Raw genomic sequence first — 21,165 nt, forward strand, 5'->3', positions numbered from 1 at the left:
GGCGCTCGGCCCGCGCGGCCGCCGGGCCTTCGCCGGGGCCTTCGGGGGCTACGCCCTCGACTCCTACGACTACTTCACGCTGCCGCTGAGCATGGTGGCCCTCTCCGCGTACTTCGGGCTCAACAGCGGCCAGACCGGCCTCTTCACCACCGTCACGCTGGTCGTCTCCGCCGTGGGCGGCGCCGTCGCGGGCGTGGTCGCCGACCGGATCGGCCGCGTCAAGGCACTGATGATCACGGTGATCACGTACGCGGTCTTCACCGTCGCCTGCGGCTTCGCGCCCAACTACGAGACCCTGCTGGTCTTCCGCGCCCTCCAGGGCCTCGGTTTCGGCGGCGAGTGGGCGGTCGGCGCGATCCTCGTCGCCGAGTACGCGAGCGCCAAGAACCGAGGCCGCACGCTCGGCGCGATCCAGAGTTCCTGGGCGGTGGGCTGGGGCCTCGCCGCGATCGTCTACACCGTGGTGTTCCAGTTCCTGGACGACGATCTCGCCTGGCGCGTGATGTTCTGGACGGGCGCGCTGCCCGCCCTCCTGGTGATCTATGTGCGCCGCAATGTGCACGATGCCCCGGAGGCGGCCGCCGAGCGCCAGAAGAGCGCCCACAAGGGGTCGTTCACGGCCATTTTCAAGCCGGGTCTGCTGCGCGTCACGTGCTTCGCGGTACTTCTGTCCACGGGCGTGCAGGGCGGCTACTACACGCTGGCCACCTGGGTACCGACGTATCTGAAGACCGAGCGCGGCCTGACCGTCGTCAACACCGGCGGCTACCTCATCTTCCTGATCTCCGGTGCCTTCATCGGCTATCTCACCGGCGGCTATCTCACCGACAAGCTCGGCCGGAAGCGGAACATCGCGCTCTTCGCGTTCCTCTCCGCGGCCAGCATCCTCGCCTACACGAACATCCCGGAGGGGGCCAACGGCCTTCTCCTTGTGCTCGGTTTCCCGTTGGGCTTCTGTATGTCGGCGATCTTCAGCGGCTTCGGTTCCTTCCTCAGCGAGCTGTATCCGGCCGCCGTGCGCGGCACCGGCCAGGGATTCACGTACAACACCGGACGGGCGGTCGGCGCGGTCTTCCCGACCATGGTCGGCTTCCTCGCCGACAGCTGGGGCGTCGGCGGTGCGCTGATCTTCGGAGCACTCGGGTACGGACTCGCCGTCATCGCGCTGTTCGGCCTCCCCGAGACGCGAGGGAGGGAACTCCTGTGACCGGGCACGCGCGCGTGGACGACGCCCCGGTGAACCGCACCGCTGAGGAGGCCCGAGCGGCGTTCCGCGCGGGCGAGACGAGTGCGACCGCGGGCTGGGCGGCGGGTTTCACCCAGGCCAACCTCATCTCCGTCCCCGCCGACTGGGCGTACGAGATGCTCCTGTTCTGCCAGCGGAACCCCAAGCCCTGCCCGGTGCTCGATGTCACGGACGCAGGCTCCTGGGGCACGCCGCTGGCCCCGGACGCCGATCTGCGGACGGATCTGCCGCGCTACCGCGTGTGGGAGCACGGCGAGCTGATTGACGAGCCCACGGACGTCGTCGACCGCTGGCGGGACGACCTGGTGTCGTTCCTCATCGGGTGCAGCTTCACCTTCGAGTGGGCGCTCGCCGACGCCGGGGTGCCGCTGCGCCACATCGAGCAGGGCCGCAACGTCCCGATGTACGTGACCGCGCGCCCCTGCCGCCCCGCGGGCCGGCTGCACGGCCCCATGGTGGTGTCGATGCGGCCGGTCCCGCCCGGCCGTCTCGCCGACGCCATCAGGGAGAGCGCCCTGATGCCGGCGGTGCACGGGAGCCCGGTGCACTGCGGCGATCCCTCGGGGCTCGGCATCGAGGATCTGGGCCGGCCCGACTTCGGCGACCCGGTGGTGGCCGAGCCGGACGACATCCCGGTGTTCTGGGCGTGCGGGGTTACACCGCAGGCCGCGGTGATGGCGTCGAGGCCGCCCTTCGCGATCACGCACGCGCCGGGCCGTATGTTCGTCACCGACGCCCGCGACGAGCGGTACCGCGTGGCCTGACCGTCGAAGCCCCTCACCTGAGCACCGAGAACCAGCAGGAGACCTCCGCAGATGAGTACCGCCTCCATCGATCTCAACGCCGACCTGGGCGAGGGCTTCGGCCGTTGGCACCTCACCGACGACGAGCAGTTGCTGTCCGTCGTCACCAGCGCCAACGTGGCCTGCGGCTTCCACGCGGGGGACGCGGTCACCATGCGCAGGGTGTGCGCACTGGCCGCCGAGCGCGGGGTGCGGATCGGGGCGCAGGTCTCCTACCGCGACCTCGCGGGCTTCGGGCGGCGCGCGATGGACGTGCCGCCCGAGGAGCTGGCGGCCGAAGTGGCCTACCAGATCGGCGCCCTGGAGGTCTTCGCGCGCGCGGCGGGCACGCGCGTGTCGTACGTGAAGCCGCACGGCGCGCTCTACAACCGTGTCGTCCACGACGAGGACCAGGCCCGCGCGGTCGTCGAGGGCGTCCGGCTCGCCGGCGCCTCGCTGCCCCTCCTCGGGCTGCCCGGCTCCCGCCTCCTGGAGACGGCGGACAGGGCCGGGCTTCCGGTCGTCACCGAGGCATTCGCGGACCGTGCCTACACCGAAGAGGGCACGTTGGTCCCGCGGGGCAGCGAGGGAGCCGTCATCACGGAGGCGGACGCCGTCGTCGAACGGTCCCTCGGGATGGCCCGCTTCGGTGTCGTCACCTCCCAGGGGGGCGGCGAGATCGCGGTCCGCGCGCGGTCGCTGTGCCTGCACGGCGACACTCCCGGGGCCGTGGACCTGGCCCGCCGCGTCCGGGCCCGCCTGGAGTCCGCGGGTGTGCGCGTGGAGGCCTTCGCGTGAGAGCGCTGCCGGTGGGCGAGCAGGCCCTGCTCGTCGAACTCGCCGACGGCACCGAGGCCCAGGCGCTCCACGCCGAGCTGCTGCGCCGCCGCGCGGCCGGGACCCTGCGCGTGCGGGAGATCGTCCCCGCGGCCCGCACAGTGCTCCTCGACGGCCTCGACGAGCCCGACCGGGTCCGGGCCGAACTGCCCGGCTGGGAGATCCCGCCGCTGCCCGAGCGCGCGGAGGCCGTCCTGGAGATCCCGGTCCGGTACGACGGGCCGGACCTCGCGGACGTCGCCGCGCACTGGGGCGTGAGCGTGCCGGAGGTGGCGCGGATCCACGCGGCGGCCGAATTCCGCGTGGCCTTCTGCGGGTTCGCGCCGGGCTTCGGGTATCTGACCGGGCTGCCCGAACGGTACGAGGTGCCGCGCAGGGCCACGCCCCGCACCTCCGTCCCCGAGGGCAGCGTCGCCCTTGCCGGTCCGTACACGGGCGTCTACCCGCGCGCCTCGCCCGGCGGCTGGCAGCTGATCGGCTCGACGGACGCCGTGCTGTGGGACCACGCGCGCGTGCCCGCCGCCCTGCTCTCTCCCGGCGTCCGCGTCCGCTTCGTACCTCACGCGTTCCCGCTCCGCGAGCCACCAGGAGATTCCCTGTACGAGCCGCCCGTGGACCCACCGCCCGCCTCGCCCGGCCGGGCGCCGGAGGGCCGATGACCGACCGTGCCTTCGCTGTCGTGCGGGCCGGGGCCCTGACGACCGTCCAGGACCTGGGGCGCCCCGGCCACGCCCACCTGGGGGTGCCCCGCTCGGGCGCCCTTGACGCACCAGCGGCCCGCTTGGTCAACCGGCTCGTCGGCAACGTGCCCGGCGCGGCCGTCCTGGAGACCACCCTCACCGGCTGTGCCCTGAGCCCCCGCCGCCTCGTGACGGTGGCGGTCGGCGGCGCCCCCTGCCCGGTGACCGTGGACGGCCGCCCCGCTCCCTGGGGTGCACCGGTGCGGGTGCCCGCGGGAGCGCTCCTGGAGGTCGGACCGGCACTCTCCGGAGTACGTTGCTATGTCGCGTTCGACGGCGGGGTGGCCGTCGCCCCGGTGCTCGGCAGCCGCTCCACCGACCTGCTCTCCGGTCTCGGCCCGCCCCCGCTCGCGGACGGCGCCGTGCTGCCGCTCGGCGCCCCGAGCTGCACGTACGCGCGCGTGGACACGGTCCCGCAGCCCGCTCCGCCCCGTGAACTTGTGCTGCGGGTGACGCTCGGGCCCCGCGCCGACTGGTTCACGCGGGCCGCGCTGGAGACGTTCACCACGCGCGCGTACCGGTTGTCATCGGCGAGCAATCGCATCGGTCTGCGCACCGAGGGCCCCGCTCTGGAGCGGGCGGTCCTGGGGGAGCTGCCGAGCGAGGGGATGGTGCTCGGCGCGGTGCAGGTGCCGCCGGACGGCAGGCCGGTCGTCTTCCTTGCCGATCACCCGACCACGGGCGGCTATCCGGTGGTGGCGGTCGTGCGGGAGGCCGACCTCGCCGCGGCGGCCCAGGCGGCGCCGGGCACGCCGGTGCGCTTCGTCCGTGCGGGGCGGTGCTGAGCCGCCGCGGCCCGGCGAGGAATCGCCGGCCGGAGGGGTTACACGGCGGGGGCGTCGGCGTCGGGCCCGATCCTGCTGCGTACCGCCGTCTGTACCTCGTCCTCCTCGGCGGGGTCCGCGGCGAGCCTGCGCAGGCGGTTGACCACGCGCGCGTCGCCGGTCTCGGCGTGCCGTGCGGCGACCCCGCGGGTGGTCTCCTCGCAGTCCCACAGGCATTCGACGGCGAAGCCCGCGGCGAAGGTCGGGTCGGTGGCGGCCAGCGCACGGGCGGCGCGCCCGCGCAGGTGGGAGGAGGCGGTCTCTCGGTACACGTGCCGCAGCACGGGGGCGGCGCAGGCGATGCCGAGGCGTCCCGCGCCGTCGACGAGGGTCCACAGCGTCGGCGCGTCGGGTCCCTCGCCGCGGACCGCCTCGCGCAGTGCGGCGAGGACGAGCTTGCTGTCCTGGGCGCCGCCCCGGCAGGCGAGCACGCGTCCTGCGGCGGCGCCCAGGGCGTCGGGGCGGTACGCCCAGCGCCGGGCCCGCTCGACGGCGGCGGCGCCGCCCATCCGTTCGAAGGCCTCGGTCGCGGCGTCCACTACGACCGCGGAGTGGCTCTCGGCGGCGGACTCGATGAGGTCGAGGACGGCGGGGTCGTGGGAGTCGGCCAGGTAGCGCAGGGCCGTGCCGCGCGCCCCGTCGGAGCCGTCGCGGGCGGCCTCGACGATCTCGGGCCGGTCTTCGGGCCCCGCGACGGCGCTCAGGCAGCGGGCGGCGGGCACATGCAGCACGGCGCCGCGCTCAAGGCCCTCCTGCGCCCAGTCGAAGACGGCCTTGACGCTCCAGCCGGGGCGGGGGCCCGCGGGCCGCATCTGGCGCTGCCAGCGGTCGAAGGAGCCCTGTTCCCGCGCGGCTCGCACACGGGCGCCGATATCGGCGCGGGGGTCCTCCTCCCACAGCCGCCAGGGCCGGGGTTCGTAGGCGTCGCGGACTGTGGCGGCCAGCTCGGCCTCGCCCTCCGCGTCGGCGGGGAACCTGGCGAGCACGGGGGCGGCGAGGGCGCGCAGGCCCGCGTCGTCGTCGCGCAGGGCCAGCTCGTCGAGGGCCCACGCCCAGTTCGCGCCGCAGGCCGCGTACTTGCGCAGGAGCCCCAGGGCGTCGTGCCTGCCGTACGAGGCGAGGTGCCCGAGGACGGCGAGGGCGAGCCCGGTGCGCGAGTCGTCCGTGTCCAGGACGTCCTCGGCGTCGAAGAGGTGGCGCTCGATCTCGCCGAGCCCGCCGTGCAGGTCGAGGTAGAGCCGGGCGTAGTACAGCGAGCGGTTCTCCACCTGCCAGTCGTGGCGGGGATCGTTGAGCACGCAGTGGTCGAGGGCGGCGAGCGCCTCGGACCGTGGTGCCGTGAGTGCGTGCAGCGTGCCGTCGCCGCGGCCCCGCTGCAGCAGGCCGAGCAGCGTACCGCTGGGCGCTATGACCGGATCGAACATGGGAAACAGCCTCACATCAAGCGTCGACGCAACCGGGAATCACGCATTACCTGGCCGCGCGCCAACACGTCGGGCCGCCCGCCGTCTTTTGCTTGTCGAAGACCATCTTCCTCTGCCTCTCGTCCGTGGCCCTAAGGGATCCCGGACAGAGGTCCGGGGGCGGGCCGCTCACGGCCCACGCGGTGCGGCACCATTTGCCCCACCGTCGCGTCCGTGAATCACGTCGTCATGATGACCCGGCGGTCATGTCCGCCGCGACCACATTTCCTGCGCCCCCGTAGCTGCTGGTCGAGTACCCGCTCAGGCGGCCCCGAACAGCTTCAGCAACTCCGTCTTCTGGAACATCCGTGCGGTGTCCACCGCCGACGGCGTCCCCGCGTTCGGGTCGGCCCCGCCGTCCAGGAGGGCGCGGATCACCGAGTCGGCGCCCTTGAAGACGGCTCCGGCGAGCGGTGTCTGACCCCGGTCGTTGGCGCGGTTCGCGTCGCCGCCGCGCTCCAGGAGGGCGCGGACGGCCTCGGCGTGCCCGTGGTAGGCCGCCAGCATCACGAGCGAGTCGCCGCTGTCATTGGTGAGGTTGGCCGGGACCCCCGCGTCGACGTACGCCGCGAGCGCCGCCGTGTCCCCCTGGCGTGCCAGATCGAAGATCTTGGTCGCCAGCTCCACGACCTCGGGGTCGGGGGCTTCGCTCATGGGGTCGTCCGCCTTTCTGGGATGCGCCGCGTGTACGGCCGTACGAGTGAATCGACAGGGTACTGCCCCGGCGGGCACATGACGCGGCCCGGCCGAGGCAAAGATCACGGCAGGCACGGAAGACGGCCTGACCTGCTACTCGACGCCCCGGCAGGGCTCTGCCATTGGAGGGAAATTCAGAGAATTTCACTCATTTGCACCTTTTGTCGTATGGATACATGCTGTGAACCTGGAAGAACTCATGGTGACTGTCCCCACCACCTCAGGAGAAGCGTCATGGTCCTTTCCATCTCGGGCGTCGTACTGCTCGGAATCATCGTCTTCCTCTTCTTCCGCAAGGACGGCCTCAAGGCCTCGCACGCCGTGGTCTGCGCACTCTTCGGCTTCTTCATGGCGGGCACCGCCATCGCCCCGAGCATCAAGGCGGGCAGCGCGAGCCTCGCGAGCCTCCTCGGCGGGATCAAGTTCTAAAGGCTCATCCCTTCATACGCACTCCAGGAGACCGACGTGGCCAGGCGCCCACTCCCCCGCATCCTGAGTAACGGCACCGTGTCCCTCGCGCGCAGCCGGGAGCTGGCACGGTCGGCCGCGGACAGCGCCACCGACGTTCTCCACCCGCTGATCACGATCGCTCGTGGACTGCGCCGGCTGGCTGCCGCCGGGCGGCGCAGGTGGGCCGACACCCCCAAGGACCGGCGCGGACCGCTGCTGTTCCTCGTGGCCTCCGTGGTCCTGGTCGTGGCCCTCGTCCCCTACGGGCCGATGCTCGCCCTCGTCTCCTTGATGGCGGCCGCCGGATGGACGGGCCGCGAGCGCACGGCGCCCGCGCCCGAGGGCCCGGACGAGGCCCAGGCGCAGCGGTTGCAGTGCCTCTACGAAGCGCTCGTTCCGTACTTCTCGGTCCCCGAGGACCCCGCCCCGCTCTTCACGCACGGCGGCGCCTGGGACAAGGCCTTCACCACCTACGAGTTCGACGACACCGGTCGCGTCTCCCGGCTGGTGGTGCAGTACCCCGCGTACTTCACGGACGGCGAGGCCGAGTCCCGCGCGCGGATCGAACAGCTGCTGCACGCGAAGTCGGGCCGCGGACGCGAATACCACTTCGCGTGGGACGAGGAGAGCAACGAACTCACCGTCACCGTCCTGCCCCCGCTCCCCACCGACATCGCCGCCCAGCGCTTCGTCACCAACCCCGGGGAGACCGTCCTCGGCTTCACCGACGAGACCGGCGTCCAGCGCACCCTGCCGGTGACCGACGGCGAGGAGCGCCGCGACGTGCCCCCCGTCGTATGGCGCACCGGCCCCCGCTCCACGGAGCCCCACCTGCTGATCGCGGGCCGTCCCGGCACCGGCACGACGACGCTGCTGCGCTCCATCGCCCTCCAGGCGCTCCAGTACGGCGATGTCCTCATCGTCGAGGGCGGCGGCACCGGCGACTACGCGTGCCTGACGGGCCGCGACGGGGTGCTTGCCATCGAGTGCGGGCTCGCCGGGGCGCTCGCGAGCCTCGAATGGGCCGCGCACGAGACCGAGCGCAGGCTCATCGCCGCCAACCGCGCCCGGCAGGCGGGCCACCCGCCGCCGGAGGACACCAAGCGCCCCCTGTGGATCCTCCTCGACCGGCCGAGCGCGCTCGGTCACCTCGCCGCGGCCGACGGGCGCAACGACCCCCAGTCGCTGCTCCAGGTCCCGCTGCGGCACGGCAGGGCGGCGAACGTGACGGTGGCCGTGGCGGACCAGCTGGACTGCCTGGACGCCCTCAGCGACGCCGTGCACCAGCACACGCGCGCGCGTGTGGTGCTCGGACCGGCCGCCCCCGACCAGCTTGCGGAGGTCCTCGGAGCGCCGCCCCACACGACGCCCACCGCGGAGGTCCCGCCCGGCCGGGGCTACGCGCGCCTCGGCGCTGGCCCGGTGCACCGCCTCCAGGTGCCCGCGACGCCCGATCCCTACGACGACGCGACCAGCGAGGCGCACCGCAGGGCGGTCATGGAGCTGCTGCCGGAGCGCAGCACTCCGGCGGACACGCTCCCCGCCGACGACCTGCCCGAGGAGATCACGGAGGCGGAACCGGTCCCCGCCGAGAGCTGAGCCCCAGCCCAGGCAGGCTCAGACTCAAGCTCAGGCCACGAACGGATACGCGATCTCCGCACCCGTACCGGCGCCCGTCTCCACCAGGCGGGCGGCGGCGGCCAGACGCACCGCGGCCTCCTCGGCCACCGCACCCGCCACGGTGAACGGCAGTCGCACATACCCCTCGAAGGCCCCGTCGACACCGAAGCGCGGCCCTGACGGAACCCGCACCCCCACGCGCTCGCCCACCTCTGCGAGGCGCGACCCCGACAGGCCCCCGGTGCGCACCCACAGCGTCAGACCGCCGCGCGGCACCTCGAACTCCCAGCCGGGCAGCTCGCGGCGCACGGCGGCGACCAGCGCGTCGCGGTTCTCCCTCGCCTGCTCCCTGCGCACGTCCACGGCGGCCTCCCAGCCTCCGGTGTTCAGCAGCCAGTTCACGGCGAGCTGTTCCAGGACGGGGGTGCCCAGATCGGCGTACGCGCGTGCCGCGACGAGGCTGCGGATCACGTCGGGGGCGGCCCGCACCCAGCCGATCCGCATGCCCGCCCAGAACGCCTTGCTCGCCGAGCCGACGGTGATGACGGTGGAGCCCGCGGGGTCGAACCCGCAGACGGGGCGCGGCATGTCGAGCTCCGGTTCGAGGCTGAGTTCGCTCATCGTCTCGTCGACGACGAGGACCGTGCCCGCCGAGCGGGCCGCCTCGACCAGCTGCCTGCGCTGGTCCTCGCTCGCGAGCGCGCCGGTGGGGTTGTGGAAGTCCGCGACGACGTACGCGAGCCGGGGCGCCGCGTCGCGCAGGACCTGCCGCCAGCGGTCCATGTCCCAGCCCTGAAGGCCCTCGGCCATGGCGACGGGGACGAGCCGGGCGCCCGCCTCCCGCATCAGCTGGAGGATGTTGGCGTACGAGGGGGACTCGACGGCGATCCGTTCGCCGCGCCCGGCGAAGAGGTGGCAGATCGCGTCGATGGCGCCCATCGCACCGGTGGTGACCATGATCTGCTCGGGCATGGTCGGGATCCCGCGCGCGGTGTAGCGCTCGGCGAGCATCTCGCGCAGGGCGGGCAGGCCCGCCGGGTAGTCACCGTGCGTGTGGGCGTACGGCGGAAGCGCTTCGAGGGCGCCCTGGACGGAGCGGGTGAGCCAGGGCTCGGGCGCGGGCAGCGCGGCGCAGCCCAGGTCGATCATGGAGCCGAGCGCCTCGGGCGGCAGCGGTTCGAGCCCGCGCGCGGGAAGCGGGTTCCCGGCCGGGACGGCCGTCCAGCTGCCCGCTCCCCTGCGGGACTCCAGGAAGCCCTCGGTGCGCAGCGCCTCATAGGCGGCGGCCACCGTGGTGCGGCTGACGGCGAGCGCCACCGCGAGCTCGCGCTCCGCGGGCAGGCGGGCGGCGACGGGGACGCGTCCTTCGAGGACGAGCAGCCGGATGCCGTCGGCGAGGGCGCGGTAGGCGGGCGGGCGGCGGGTGCCCGTGCCGCTGGGGCGCGCCTGCTGGGAGGCGAGGAGCCGGGCGAGCTGAGTCGAACCCATCGCCGAAGTCCACTGAGCCATGATTCCCAGTCCACCTTCCCCGAATTGGCCATGGTTGCGGTGTGCTTGCAAGCCACAGGGTGTCATGTGTCGGGCCACTATCACCAGCAGGGGGAGACCACGTGACCGGGACGAAGCCACATCTCACACGACGGCTGGCGCGGTTGTACGCCGGTCTGACGCTCTACGGGGCCAGCTCCGCGCTGATCGTGGCCGCGGGGCTCGGCTCCGAGCCGTGGAACGTGCTCAACCAGGGTCTGGCCACGCTGACGGGTCTGTCCATCGGTGTCGTCTCGATCATCGTCGGCGCCGCGGTCCTGCTGCTGTGGATCCCCCTGCGGCAGCGCCCGGGGCTCGGCACCGTGTCGAACGTCTTCGTCTGCGGCCTTTCGATGGACGCCACCCTGGCGCTGCTGCCGGACGCGGACACCCTCGCCACCCGCGTCCCCTTGGTGGTGGCGGGCGTCGTCCTCAACGGCGTGGCGACCGGCCTGTACATCACCGCCTCCTTCGGGCCCGGCCCGCGCGACGGCCTGATGACGGGCCTGCACCGGCGCACCGGCCGCTCGATCCGCCTGATGCGCACCCTCATCGAGGTGACGGTCGTCGCCACCGGCTTCGCGCTCGGCGGCACGGTCGGCTTCGGCACGGTCCTGTACGCGCTCGCCATCGGCCCGCTCGCCCAGTTCTTCCTGCGCCGCTTCGCCCTCCCCGAGCCCGCGCCCACGCCCGCCGCGGGAGAGGTCACGCCCGTCGGCGACCCCTCGGAGCACGCGATACTTCAGCGGTGACCACGCGCGTACGCCACCCCTACCTCGCTCACCCGGGCCCGCTCGCCCTCGCCCACCGCGGGGGCGCCGCCGACGGCCTGGAGAACACCGCCGCGGCCTTCCGGCGCGCCGTCGGTCTCGGCTACCGGTACATCGAGACCGACGTGCACGCGACTGCCGACGGCCGCCTCGTCGCCTTCCACGACGCGACGCTCGACCGCGTGACGGACGCGGCGGGGCCCATCGCCGGCCTCCCGTGGAGCGAGGTGAGCCACGCGCGCGTGGCCGGCAGTGAACCGGTGCCCCTCTTCGAAGAGCTCCTGGAGACCTTCCCCGAGGTGCGCTGGAACGTGGACGTGAAGGCCGAGCCCGCCCTCCTGCCGCTCCTCGACCTGATCCGCCGCACCGGCTCCTGGGACCGGATTTGCGTCGGCTCGTTCTCCGAGGCGCGCGTGGCCCGGGCCCAGCGCCTGGCGGGCCCCCGCCTCGCCACCTCGCTCGGCACGCGCGGCGTGGCGGCGCTGCGCCTGCGGTCGTACGGCCTTCCGGTGGCCCCGCGCCCCTCGGCGGTCTGCGCGCAGGTGCCCGAGCGGCACGCCGGGATCCGGGTGGTCGACCGGCGCTTCGTCCGCGCCGCCCACGCGCGCGGGCTCCAGGTCCACGTGTGGACCGTCAACGACGCCGAGCGGATGGCCGCCCTGCTCGACCTGGGCGTGGATGGCATAGTTTCCGATCACATCGAGACGCTGCGCGAGGTGCTGAAGGACCGGGGGAGCTGGGTCTGACCGCCCGAGGGCGGCTCGCACCACGGGGAACAGCGAGGTCACGGGTGAGCACCGACACCGTGCGGACGGCGGCCGCCGAAACCGCGGAACGACGGCGTGAGCAGCGGGGCTGGTACTTCTACGACTGGGCGTGCTCGGTCTACTCGACGAGTGTCCTGACCGTGTTCCTCGGCCCCTACCTCACGGAGATCGCCAAGGCGGCGGCCGACCCCGAGGGGTATGTGCACCCGCTGGGCATCCCGGTCCGCGCGGGGTCCTTCTTCGCGTACACCGTCTCCGCCTCGGTGATCGTGTCGGTCTTCGTGATGCCGCTGGCGGGCGCCGCCGCCGACCGTACGGGGCGCAAGAAGCCCCTGCTCGCGGCGGCCGCGTATCTGGGCGCGGCCGCGACAGCGGGCATGTTCTTCCTGGACGGCGACCGCTATCTGCTCGGCGGTCTCCTGCTGATCGTCGCCAACGCCTCGCTCGCCGTCTCGATGGTGCTCTACAACTCCTATCTGCCGCAGATCGCGCCTCCGGAGGAGCGCGACGCGGTCTCCTCGCGCGGCTGGGCCTTCGGCTACGCGTCCGGGGCCCTGGTCCTCGTGGCCGACCTCGTGCTCTTCCTAGCCCATGACAGCTTCGGCGTCTCGGAGTCGACCGCGGTCCGCATCTGTCTGGCCTCGGCCGGGGTGTGGTGGGGCGCCTTCACCCTCGTACCCCTGAAGCGGCTGCGGGACCGGCGGACGGCGCCTCTCGAGGGCTCCGGAGAGCGGGGTGGTCTGCGCCAGCTGGTGGCGACGGTGCGGGACATGCGCCGCCACCCCCACACGCTCGCCTTCCTGCTGGCCTATCTCGTCTACAACGACGGGGTCCAGACGGTGATCTCGCAGGCGTCCGTCTACGGCTCCGAGGAGCTGGGGCTCGAACAGTCCACGCTGATCGTGGCGGTCCTGCTGGTGCAGCTGCTCGCGGTGGCGGGCGCCCTCGGGATGGGCAGGCTGGCCCGGACGTACGGCGCCAAGCGCACCATTCTCGGCTCCCTCGTCGCCTGGACGGTGACGATCGGGGCGGGCTACTTCTTGCCCGCGGGGGCGCCCGCGTGGTTCTTCGTCCTCGCGGCGGGGATCGGCCTGGTCCTCGGCGGCACACAGGCGTTGTCCCGCTCGCTCTTCTCGCACCTGGTGCCGCGCGGCAAGGAGGCCGAGTACTTCTCGGCGTACGAGATCAGCGACCGCGGCATGGCCTGGCTCGGACCGCTGATCTTCGGCCTCACCTACCAGCTCACGGGGAGCTACCGGGACGCGATCGTCTCTCTCGTCGCCTTCTTCCTGCTCGGATTCGCGCTGCTCGCGAGGGTGCCGGTGAGGCGTGCGGTGCGCGACGCGGGGAACCCCGTACCCGACCGGATTTAGCAACTGAGGGCAAAGGGCGGTAGTGTACGCGTTTGGCCTGCCAGGCGGACCGTTACTGCGAGCTGAGGAATCAGAAACGCTGGGTGACATCTGCTGCCAGATGTGACAAACCGGGCACTGGTGGGTACAACAAGGGGCGGCATACGACGGCGACGCATGACCCTGAACGGGAATCTTTACCGCCGACCGGACGTTGACCGGATGACGACGACAGCGACACCTGTCCTGTGGGCGACAAGCCCGGGAGGCACGATTCATGAGTGAGCGAGCTCTTCGCGGCACGCGTCTTGTGGTGACTAGCTACGAGACCGACCGCGGCATCGACCTGGCTCCGCGCCAGGCCGTGGAGTACGCATGCCAGAACGGACATCGTTTCGAGATGCCGTTCTCGGTCGAGGCGGAGATCCCGCCGGAGTGGGAGTGCAAGGTCTGCGGGGCCCAGGCACTCCTGGTAGACGGCGACGGACCTGAGGAAAAGAAGGGCAAGCCGGCGCGTACGCACTGGGACATGCTCATGGAGCGCCGTACCCGAGAGGAACTCGAAGAGGTCCTGGAGGAGCGCTTGGCGGTCCTTCGGTCCGGCGCGATGAACATCGCGGTGCATCCGCGGGACAGCCGCAAGTCCGCCTGACAACGGACCCGGCACCCCACCGCACAGCACACACACGAGGGCCGGGGCCACTGCTCAGCAGTGGCCCCGGCCCTCGTGCGCTTTTCCGCGGGCTCGTGCGCGGCCCCCCGTGCCCGTCAGCGCGGCAGCTGCGGGTCGTCCGGGCGAGGGCCGCGCGCCGGCGGCTCGTCCTTGATGACCTCGCCCTGGACGACCTTGCCGTCGGGACGGTGCATGCGCGCCTGCTGGAAGGCGTCGCCGAGGCCGCCGGGCGTCGCCTCGCGCATCATGCGCATCTTGCGTTCGATGGCCCCCTCCGCGTACCGCCCGAGGGCCTTCTGGACCGGCGGCACAAGCAGGACCAGCCCCAGGGCGTCCGAGATCAGCCCCGGCAGGATGATCAGCAGGCCGCCCAGCATCGTCAGGGCCCCGCCGCCGCCCGCGGCGGCCTCGGACTGGGGCTGGGGCGCCACGCCGCTCTGCTGCTGTTGCACGGCCTCGCTGAGCTTGCGGAAGGCCCTGCGCCCGGCCCGCTTGATCACCGCGGAGCCGAGCACCAGGCCGCCCACCAGGAGCAGCAGGACCACGAACCCGCTCGTGGCGCCCGCCACGACGGTGAGCAGCCAGATCTCCAGGACGAGCCACGCGGCGATGCCGAGCGGCAGGAACCTCAGGGGCCCCGAGCGTCTGGTCTTGGCGGGTGGGATGGGAGGCGGTGCGCCAGTCGTCATGCTCCCAGTGTGCCTGGGACGGCCTCAGGCCGGGATAAGGGGGATGATCAAGAAGGCCGGGGCGGGAAGTCGCTGATCAAGGCGGCACAGGCTCTCAGGGCTGCTTGCGGCCGATGACCCGGCCGACGCGCTCCCCGACGCCCCAGGCGGTGACCCGCCACAGCGCCTCGACGACGATGTTCTGGCTCATCTTGCTGTCCCCCAGCTCCCGCTCGACGAAGGTGATGGGTACCTCGACGACGTGGTAGCCCGCCTTGATCGCGCGTCGCGCGAGGTCGACCTGGAAGCAGTAGCCCTGCGACTCGACCTCGGCGAGGCCGAGGCCCTCCAGGGTCTCGCGGCGGAAGGCGCGGTAGCCGCCCGTCACGTCGCGGATCGGCACGTCCAGCAGGAGGCGCGAGTAGGTACTGCCGCCGCGGGAGATGAACTCGCGGTGCTTGGGCCAGTTCACCACCCGGCCGCCCGGCACCCAGCGCGAGCCGAGCACGAGGTCGGCGCCCTTGAGCGCGGTCAGCAGCCGGGGCAGCTCCTCGGGCTGGTGGGAGCCGTCGGCGTCCATCTCGATGAGCACGCCGTAGCCGTTCTCGAGCCCCCAGCGGAAGCCCGCGAGATAGGCGGCGCCGAGCCCTTCCTTGCCCTTGCGGTGCAGTACGTGGACCTGCTCGTCCTCGGCCGCCAGCTCGTCGGCGAGCTTGCCGGTGCCGTCGGGGCTGTTGTCGTCGGCGATCAGGACGTGCGCGTCCGGCACGGAAGCCCGCACCCGGCCGACGATCGCCTGGATGTTCTCCGCCTCGTCATAGGTCGGAATGATCACCAAGGCCGTGCCGAGCGCGCCGAACTGCCTCCCCTGGTCCCCCGCTTCGGAGACCCGACCGCCGTCGTTCACTACTGCCCCTTCGTTTGTACGCAGAGGACCACCATAGTGGCCGCGGCCTGCGCCTCAGCGGCGGCACGGAGGTCGGCGGATCCAGGACTGCGGATCGGGGCCCGGCGCCCTTCGGGCCGGCCCGGGACCCGCTGGCTGCGGATCGACCGAAAGCCGTTGTCTACTGAGCGTCCGGGCCCGACCCGGGTCACACCTGCCGACCGGCTGATACGTTCCCGCGCCTCCGCGTCGCGGACGCTGGATCTGGCTCCCAGCGGTGGTGCGCCGGTGCGGCACACCACCCATGACCCAGCGGCGTTCGACGACTGCGTGGAGGTCCGCCGGTCGGACGTCCTGTGGTGGACCCGGCCGAACCTACCGGCCCACGGCGGCTCTCTGTCAATAGCCCTGTGAACTGCGGTGTTGTTGAAGACCGCCAGGTCAGTGCCGAGGATACGCAGGTCGTACGGAGCCCTGGCGGGCCGGGATCGGCGCCGCGCACCGCCGGGACATCACTCGTCCGGCCCCACATGGACCGGCCGACCGGCCACCACGGTGCGCAGGCAGACGGGGAGTTCGGCCCCCGGCGACAGGTCGGGCAGGCCGGGCGTGCCCGAGCGCGGGTCGGTCGACCAGCGGGCGACGCGGTCGTCAGGGGCCTGCACCACCAGATCGGCGGTGCGCCACACGGCGTAGTCCGCGGGCGCGCCCGGCACCAGGAGGCCCGCGTCGTCACGGCCGACGGCCCGCCAGCCGCCCCGGGTGTGGGCGGTGAACGCGGCGCGCACGGAGACGCGGTGCTCGGGCGTGCGGTGGAAGGCAGCGGCGCGGACCGTGCCCCAGGGGTCGAGGGGCGTCACGGGGCTGTCGGAGCCGAAGGCGAGGGGCACGCCGGTGCGCAGGAGGGCCGCGAACGGGTTGAGGGAGCGGGCCCGTTCGACGCCGAGGCGCATGGCGTACATGCCGTCATCGCCGCCCCACAGGGCGTCGAAGGCGGGCTGGACGGACGCGGTGAGGCCGAACTCGGCGAACCCCGCGATCGTCTCGGGCGTGAGCATCTCGGCGTGCTCCACGCGGTGCCTCGCGGCCCTCACGCGGGCCAGGCCGACCTTCTCGGCGGCCAGCCGCACTCCGTCGACCACGGAGCCCACCGCGGCGTCCCCGATGGCGTGGAAGCCCGCCTGGAGGCCCGCCTCGGTGCATGCCACGACGTGGGCGGCGACCTCGGCGGCGTCCAGGTGGGCCGTGCCGGTGTGGGCGTCGTCGGCGTACGGCTCGTGGAGGCAGGCGGTGTGCGAGCCGAGGGCGCCGTCCACGAAGAGGTCACCGGCGGCGCCGACCGCCCCCAACTCCCGGGCGCGTGCCACGCCTTCGGGGCCATGCTCGGCCCAGTAGCCGACGACCCGGGGCCCGGCCTCCTCGGCGGCGAGCCGCAGCAGCCCGGTGAAATCGTCCTCGTCGGAGATCTCCGGGCCCGCGCACTCGTGCACGGAGCCGATGCCGAGGGAGGCGGCGCGCTTGAGGGCGGCGCGCTGGGCCTCGGTGCGCTGGGCGGGCGTGATCGCGGCCAGGGCGGCGGCGCGCACCCCGTGGTGGGCGTCGCCGGTCAGGGGGGCGTCCGGGTGGAAGCCGGTGCGCTCGGTGATGCCGGGCACCAGGTCGAGCAGGGCGGTGCTGGCGACCGCCGAGTGGACGTCGATGCGGGAGAGGTAGAGCGGCCGCCCGCCGGTGGCCTCGTCGAGCTCCACGCGCGTGGGCGGGCGGCCGCCGGGCCAGCGGGCCGCGTCCCAGCCGTGGCCGAGCAGGACCTTGTCGTGCGGTCGCGCGGCGACGTGTTCGCGTACGGACACGAGCGCGTCGTCCAGGGAGCGGGCCCCCGAGAGGTCGAGCCCCGTCAGCGCGAGACCGGTGGCCGTGGTGTGCACGTGGGCGTCCGTGAACGCCGGGGTGACCAGGGCTCCTTCGAGGTCGACGACCTCGTCGACGCCGTCCGCGAAGGCGTCCGCCGCGCCCTCGGAGCCGACCCAGGCGACATGGCCGCGCTCGATGACCATCGCGGTCGCGAACGGGTCGGCGGGGCTGTGGACGTCGCCGCCGCGCAGCAGCACGGTGCGGTGGTTCTGGGGGTCCTGCTGGGGGTCCCGGGCGTCGTCGGGGGCGGTGCTCTGGCTCATGGGTCCAGTCTCGCCCCTGCGGGCGCGTGTCCCGCGCGCGGGTCACACCTGGGGCGGGCGCGCCTCGTACGGAGTGGAGAGCACGACGGTCGTGCGCGTGGAGACGCCGGCGAGCGCGCGCAGACGGCTCAGCAGGTGTTCCAGTTCCAGCGGGGTGGCGACGCGCACCTTGAGGATGTAGTTCTCGTCGCCCGCGACGCTGTGGCACGCCTCGATCTCCGGGACGCCCGCGAGGCGCTCGGCGATGTCGTCGGGCGCGCTGGGGTCGAACGGCTTCACCGAGATGAACGCCGTCAGCGGCAGCCCCACGGCCTCGGGGTCCACGACGGCGGCATAGCCGCGGATCACTCCCCGCTGTTCGAGGCGGCGCACCCGCTGGTGCACGGCCGACGTGGACAGGCCCGTGGCCTTGCCCAGGTCGGTGTAGCTCATCCGCCCGTCCTTGACGAGCAGCTGCACGATCTGTCGGTCCAGCTCCTCCATGCGCCGAACCTACAGGGCTCTTGATCCCCACGGATACCCAAGTGATCCCTTCGGTTACCCGAGTGATTCCCTCGCTTACCCGGGCGTCCGCCGGACACGCACGGCGGAGGCAACTCCCCTCGGCATGTGACGAAGACCACACCGCGTTGACCGTGTCCGATGGGATGCCACGATTACCCCTACGACGGGACGGGAAGTGCTTGCTGTGGTCGAGGCCGCAGTGCCTTGTCGGCCCACCCAAGGGGGAGAGTCCCATGCAGAATCTGAAGCGTCCCGGCAGGTCCACTCGCGACAAGCAGCAGCAGGTCGCCGAGCCCGAGCCGGAGGGCGTCGAACCGGCTGACGCCCTTCTCGACGCGTACGACACCTTTGAGATGTACCGCGTGAACTGCCCCGACTGCGGGCAGCCGATCGCACTCCTCGCCGACGAGGACGTCCTGCCCGAGCACGCGCTGTGCCCCACTCCGTGGAACCCGTTCGGGCTCACGGTCTGCACCGGCACGGGCCGGGCGGCCGCGGAGGCCACTCCCGCGGACGAGTCGATGGAGGCTCAGGAACAGGACACCGCCCTGCTCCTGACGCTCCCTCAGGAGCTGGACTGGCGGACGCAGCCGTTCTCGCACGTGGGCGGTCCGGGCTCGCGGCCCTTCCGCGTGCCCCGGCAGCAGCGCCCCGCCGCCTGAGTCACCAGTAGCCGAGTCACCAGTAGCTGCCCTGCACCATGGCCGCGAGGCTGCCGTGGTGCAGGATCAGCGCGTCCGCGTCCTCGGGGGCGCCGGGCGCCTCGGCCTCGCCGAAGTGGACCTGGCGGTAGGCGACGCGCAGCATGACGATCGCGTGCCGCAGCGCCGCGTACAGCGTGTAGAAGTCCATGGCCCGCGGGGTGTGCCCGGTGAGCCGGGCGTACGTCTCCTCGACGCGGTCCCGGCGCAGGAAGTCCGGCAGGCCCGGCTGGCCGAAACTCACCGTCAGATCCTGGAAGAAGCGGTGCAGGTAGACCAGCCAGCCGAGGTCGACCTCGCGCGGCGCGAGGGCTGCCATCTCCCAGTCGAGGACGGCCGCGGGCTCGAAGCCGGCGTAGACGATGTTCCCGATGCGCGCGTCGCCCCAGTTGAGGACGGGCGCGCCTTCGGTGTGCGGCCACAGCTCTTCGAGGCGGTCGAAGGCGCTCTCGATGAGGGGCGAGCGGGGCAGTCCGCTCACCACCCATGCGTAGTAGGCGCGTTGGGCCGTGACATGGCGGCGCAAGGGGCTTCCCTCACCAGGCAGCGCGAGGAACTGTGCTTCGTCCGCCGGGACTTGGTCGTGCAGGCGGGCCACGATCCGCACCGATGCCTCCTCCAGCCGCGCGCGTTCGGCGTCGGTCGCGGCGTGCAGCCAGTTCCCCTCGTAGGTGTAGGGCATGACGTCCGGCGGTACGCGGCCCTCGACCCGTTCCATGACGAGGAAGGGCACGCCGAGCGGGCGGGGGTCCTTTTCGAGCCACAGGACGCGCGGCACCGGCAGGTCGGTGCGTTCGGCGACGAGCCGCATCGTGCGGTACTGGCGCGGCATGTCGTAGACGGGGAAGACCGTGTACGCCGCCGGGTCGGCCGCAAGGCGCAACGCGCAGCCGCGCAGGGGTGGTTCGGGGTGTTCGACGGTGAAGAGCAGGGTCTCGCTGGACATGCCGTTGGACTCGGGGACGGTCACATCGACGGCCTTGGCGCCTGGCAGGCGGGTGTCGAGCCAGGCGGTGAGCCGGCGCGCGAGCTCTTCCGGTTCGCGCGTGGTGGTGCGGGGGCGGGGCGTCGATGCCATGGCCGTGCTCCTTCCTCGCGGGGCGGTCGGGTCTTCGCGACGCGCCTCAGGGCGCCACGGAGTCGAATCCGGTGAAGCCGCTCGGGTCGTGGCGGCCGAAGCTGCCGTGCTCGAAAATGCCGTACCCCGTCCGCCCGTCGAGGGTGAAGCGCGCCGCGTGGTCGATGACTCCGTACGCGGCGAGCGGATGCGCCGCGGGGTCCGAGAGGTCGTAGACGCGGCGGTCGGTCCAGTCGCGGCCGCGCCAGGTGCCGTGCTGCCAGTCGTCGGCGGGCGGATATCCGGCACCCACGGCCAGCGGCAGCGAGGCGAGGATCTCGACGCCGAGTTCCAGGGGCTTGGGGTCGCCGGGGTCGGTGAGGTGGATGAGGGCGTGCTCGGGGTGCCGGGTGCCTGGGCGGTAGGTGATGTCGGTGCGGGGCCAGCCGAGTTGGCGGTCGCGCAGGCCGGGGCGGACGAGGGTGGCGTCGTTCAGGGTGCGGTAGCCGTCCGCGTCCTCCTGCGTGATGACCATCAGGAAGCGGTCGTCGAAGCGGACCGGGCACCAGATCCAGTGGAAGCCCTCGGTGGCGAACTCCTCTTCCAGGAGCCCGCGTTCCTCGCCCGGGATGGGCCGCACGCCCCAGCTCCGGTCCCGGGTCGCGGTCCACTCCCCCGGCGCCACGGTGATCTCCTCGCCGCCCGCGCGGATCACTCCGTGGGGGCGGCCCGCCTGGACGAAGCGGCGCCCTTCCAGGGTGAGCCGGGGGCCACGGCGCTGCATGTGGTGCGGCTCCCAGAGGGCGGGGAAGTCGGCGGCCCAGGTCAGGTCGCACGACAGGGACGCGGGGTCGTCCGGGTCGGCGGCGCACTCCAGGCGCAGGCGGCGCAGCGGCTCGTCGACGGTGATGCGCAGCGGGCCCACGCTCAGGTCCATCCGGTCGTCGCCGAGGGCGTCGGACGCGCGTACGGCGTGGAGCGTGTCGCCGATGCGGAGGGTGGCGTACGCGTCGATGACGCCGGTGTTCGGATAGACGCCGAGGCCGAGGATGAGCAGGGCGTGGCCCGTGTGGTCGAAGAGGTGGAAGATGCACCGGTCATAGGCGTTCCGGTCGCCGGTCGCGACGTGTTTCATCGACAGGGGCACCTGGTGCACGGGGTACTCGTCGAGTGGTACCGGACGGTCGTCTTCCACGGCAAACCTCCCTGGGCACACGGCAGTTCAGGGTGGCGGGAGGCGGTGGGCCCTCCGGCGCGCAGATGACGGTACGTCAGTTCCCGGGACGGAGCCAGACGCGGGGCGGCCGCTTTGCCCTGCCCTCGGGCCTGGGGGGGGGCGCCGCCTTGCCCGCTCCGGGCTTCGGGAGCGCCGCCTTGCCTGCTCTGGGCTCCGGGCCCCGGTACGCCACTCCGCCCGCCGCCACACCC

At 72.9% G+C, this 21,165-nt stretch carries 21 protein-coding genes; 12 read left to right on the top strand and 9 right to left on the bottom strand.

The features are described 5' to 3' along the window. From GKQ77_RS09705 to GKQ77_RS09725, 5 genes are all read left to right on the top strand, one after another. Positions 1–1,207, top strand: a 1,207-nt coding sequence (locus GKQ77_RS09705) for an MFS transporter (protein WP_219688306.1), incomplete at its 5' end; no start/stop codon positions are given. Beyond that, on the top strand, positions 1,204–2,010 hold the full coding sequence (locus tag GKQ77_RS09710) for a putative hydro-lyase (RefSeq protein WP_219688307.1): 807 nt from the start codon (positions 1,204–1,206) through the stop codon (positions 2,008–2,010). The genes GKQ77_RS09705 and GKQ77_RS09710, both read left to right, overlap by 4 nt. Before the next feature lie 51 nt (positions 2,011–2,061). After that, positions 2,062–2,826 (top strand): LamB/YcsF family protein, encoded by a 765-nt coding sequence (locus tag GKQ77_RS09715; protein ID WP_219688308.1) that lies wholly within the window; start codon positions 2,062–2,064, stop codon positions 2,824–2,826. Then, positions 2,823–3,524: a 5-oxoprolinase subunit B family protein gene (locus GKQ77_RS09720; protein WP_219688309.1), complete on the top strand. Its 702-nt coding sequence runs from the start codon at positions 2,823–2,825 to the stop codon at positions 3,522–3,524. The genes GKQ77_RS09715 and GKQ77_RS09720 overlap by 4 nt, the downstream gene beginning before the upstream one ends. Then, the gene (locus tag GKQ77_RS09725; RefSeq protein WP_219688310.1) at positions 3,521–4,390 is read left to right on the top strand and encodes a 5-oxoprolinase subunit C family protein; all 870 of its coding nucleotides are present in this window, start codon (positions 3,521–3,523) and stop codon (positions 4,388–4,390) included. Before GKQ77_RS09720 ends, GKQ77_RS09725 begins: the two co-directional genes overlap by 4 nt. A gap of 38 nt (positions 4,391–4,428) precedes the next feature. Here the strand turns inward: GKQ77_RS09725 and GKQ77_RS09730 are convergent, their stop codons facing one another. Both GKQ77_RS09730 and GKQ77_RS09735 read right to left on the bottom strand, forming a co-directional pair. Further along, on the bottom strand, positions 4,429–5,853 hold the full coding sequence (locus GKQ77_RS09730) for a HEAT repeat domain-containing protein (protein ID WP_219688311.1): 1,425 nt from the start codon (positions 5,851–5,853) through the stop codon (positions 4,429–4,431). 300 nt (positions 5,854–6,153) lie between these two features. Beyond that, positions 6,154–6,546, bottom strand: coding sequence for an ankyrin repeat domain-containing protein (locus tag GKQ77_RS09735; RefSeq protein ID WP_219688312.1), 393 nt, complete (start codon positions 6,544–6,546; stop codon positions 6,154–6,156). A gap of 276 nt (positions 6,547–6,822) precedes the next feature. On the opposite strand from GKQ77_RS09735, the gene GKQ77_RS09740 reads away from it, so the two are divergent. Together GKQ77_RS09740 and GKQ77_RS09745 are read left to right on the top strand one after the other, a co-directional pair. Further along, positions 6,823–7,017, top strand: coding sequence for a hypothetical protein (locus tag GKQ77_RS09740; protein WP_030789254.1), 195 nt, complete (start codon positions 6,823–6,825; stop codon positions 7,015–7,017). Between the two features lie 36 nt (positions 7,018–7,053). Beyond that, a complete protein-coding gene (locus GKQ77_RS09745; protein ID WP_219688313.1) occupies positions 7,054–8,637 on the top strand; it encodes an ATP-binding protein in 1,584 nt (527 codons plus the stop codon). A gap of 30 nt (positions 8,638–8,667) precedes the next feature. On the opposite strand, the gene GKQ77_RS09750 is transcribed toward GKQ77_RS09745, so the two are convergent. After that, positions 8,668–10,167: an SCO1417 family PLP biosynthesis transcription factor gene (locus tag GKQ77_RS09750; RefSeq protein WP_219688314.1), complete on the bottom strand. Its 1,500-nt coding sequence runs from the start codon at positions 10,165–10,167 to the stop codon at positions 8,668–8,670. Positions 10,168–10,268: 101 nt separating this feature from the next. Between GKQ77_RS09750 and yczE the strand changes: the two genes are divergently transcribed. The 4 genes from yczE to GKQ77_RS09770 all read left to right on the top strand — a co-directional run bounded on the left by yczE (position 10,269) and on the right by GKQ77_RS09770 (position 13,726). Continuing rightward, positions 10,269–10,937 (top strand): membrane protein YczE, encoded by a 669-nt coding sequence (gene yczE, locus GKQ77_RS09755; protein ID WP_219688315.1) that lies wholly within the window; start codon positions 10,269–10,271, stop codon positions 10,935–10,937. Continuing rightward, positions 10,934–11,701 (top strand): glycerophosphodiester phosphodiesterase family protein, encoded by a 768-nt coding sequence (locus GKQ77_RS09760; protein ID WP_219688316.1) that lies wholly within the window; start codon positions 10,934–10,936, stop codon positions 11,699–11,701. The genes yczE and GKQ77_RS09760 overlap by 4 nt, the downstream gene beginning before the upstream one ends. A 44-nt stretch (positions 11,702–11,745) precedes the next feature. Beyond that, positions 11,746–13,095 carry an MFS transporter gene (locus GKQ77_RS09765; RefSeq protein ID WP_219688317.1) on the top strand — a complete coding sequence of 450 codons (1,350 nt, stop codon included), beginning with the start codon at positions 11,746–11,748 and terminating at the stop codon, positions 13,093–13,095. Between the two features lie 256 nt (positions 13,096–13,351). Further along, on the top strand, positions 13,352–13,726 hold the full coding sequence (locus GKQ77_RS09770; protein WP_030360404.1) for an RNA polymerase-binding protein RbpA: 375 nt from the start codon (positions 13,352–13,354) through the stop codon (positions 13,724–13,726). Positions 13,727–13,842: 116 nt separating this feature from the next. Here the strand turns inward: GKQ77_RS09770 and fxsA are convergent, their stop codons facing one another. The 4 genes from fxsA to GKQ77_RS09790 all read right to left on the bottom strand — a co-directional run bounded on the left by fxsA (position 13,843) and on the right by GKQ77_RS09790 (position 17,958). Then, positions 13,843–14,436 (bottom strand): FxsA family membrane protein, encoded by a 594-nt coding sequence (fxsA, locus tag GKQ77_RS09775; RefSeq protein WP_219688318.1) that lies wholly within the window; start codon positions 14,434–14,436, stop codon positions 13,843–13,845. 94 nt (positions 14,437–14,530) lie between these two features. Beyond that, positions 14,531–15,322 (bottom strand): polyprenol monophosphomannose synthase, encoded by a 792-nt coding sequence (locus tag GKQ77_RS09780; RefSeq protein ID WP_219688319.1) that lies wholly within the window; start codon positions 15,320–15,322, stop codon positions 14,531–14,533. 491 nt (positions 15,323–15,813) lie between these two features. Then, complete coding sequence (locus tag GKQ77_RS09785) at positions 15,814–17,475, bottom strand: amidohydrolase (RefSeq protein WP_219688320.1); 1,662 nt, start codon at positions 17,473–17,475, stop codon at positions 15,814–15,816. A 42-nt stretch (positions 17,476–17,517) separates the two neighbouring features. Beyond that, entirely contained in the window at positions 17,518–17,958 is a 441-nt protein-coding gene (locus GKQ77_RS09790) for an Lrp/AsnC family transcriptional regulator (RefSeq protein WP_030789227.1), read from the bottom strand. 254 nt (positions 17,959–18,212) lie between these two features. On the opposite strand from GKQ77_RS09790, the gene GKQ77_RS09795 reads away from it, so the two are divergent. Continuing rightward, entirely contained in the window at positions 18,213–18,641 is a 429-nt protein-coding gene (locus GKQ77_RS09795; protein WP_219688321.1) for a hypothetical protein, read from the top strand. Between the two features lie 16 nt (positions 18,642–18,657). Here GKQ77_RS09795 and GKQ77_RS09800 read toward each other — a convergent pair whose 3' ends face one another. Next, positions 18,658–19,758, bottom strand: coding sequence for a phosphotransferase family protein (locus GKQ77_RS09800; RefSeq protein WP_219688322.1), 1,101 nt, complete (start codon positions 19,756–19,758; stop codon positions 18,658–18,660). Positions 19,759–19,804: 46 nt separating this feature from the next. Further along, complete coding sequence (locus tag GKQ77_RS09805; RefSeq protein ID WP_219688323.1) at positions 19,805–20,932, bottom strand: Rv3169 family protein; 1,128 nt, start codon at positions 20,930–20,932, stop codon at positions 19,805–19,807. Positions 20,933–21,165: the final 233 nt, after the last annotated feature.

Origin of the sequence: Streptomyces anatolicus (genome assembly GCF_019400875.1) — a bacterium.
GTDB classification, from domain to species: domain Bacteria; phylum Actinomycetota; class Actinomycetes; order Streptomycetales; family Streptomycetaceae; genus Streptomyces; species Streptomyces anatolicus.

Bases quoted from the DNA above. Each gene is read 5' to 3' on its own strand.
- GKQ77_RS09795 (WP_219688321.1), top strand. From the start codon at position 18,213: ATGCAGAATCTGAAGCGTCCCGGCAGGTCCACTCGCGACAAGCAGCAG.
- GKQ77_RS09730 (WP_219688311.1), bottom strand. From the start codon at position 5,853: ATGTTCGATCCGGTCATAGCGCCCAGCGGTACGCTGCTCGGCCTGCTG.
- GKQ77_RS09770 (WP_030360404.1), top strand. From the start codon at position 13,352: ATGAGTGAGCGAGCTCTTCGCGGCACGCGTCTTGTGGTGACTAGCTAC.
- GKQ77_RS09725 (WP_219688310.1), top strand. From the start codon at position 3,521: ATGACCGACCGTGCCTTCGCTGTCGTGCGGGCCGGGGCCCTGACGACC.
- GKQ77_RS09750 (WP_219688314.1), bottom strand. From the start codon at position 10,167: ATGGCTCAGTGGACTTCGGCGATGGGTTCGACTCAGCTCGCCCGGCTC.
- GKQ77_RS09715 (WP_219688308.1), top strand. From the start codon at position 2,062: ATGAGTACCGCCTCCATCGATCTCAACGCCGACCTGGGCGAGGGCTTC.
- GKQ77_RS09790 (WP_030789227.1), bottom strand. From the start codon at position 17,958: ATGGAGGAGCTGGACCGACAGATCGTGCAGCTGCTCGTCAAGGACGGG.
- fxsA (WP_219688318.1), bottom strand. From the start codon at position 14,436: ATGACGACTGGCGCACCGCCTCCCATCCCACCCGCCAAGACCAGACGC.
- GKQ77_RS09735 (WP_219688312.1), bottom strand. From the start codon at position 6,546: ATGAGCGAAGCCCCCGACCCCGAGGTCGTGGAGCTGGCGACCAAGATC.
- GKQ77_RS09740 (WP_030789254.1), top strand. From the start codon at position 6,823: ATGGTCCTTTCCATCTCGGGCGTCGTACTGCTCGGAATCATCGTCTTC.
- GKQ77_RS09785 (WP_219688320.1), bottom strand. From the start codon at position 17,475: ATGAGCCAGAGCACCGCCCCCGACGACGCCCGGGACCCCCAGCAGGAC.
- GKQ77_RS09800 (WP_219688322.1), bottom strand. From the start codon at position 19,758: ATGGCATCGACGCCCCGCCCCCGCACCACCACGCGCGAACCGGAAGAG.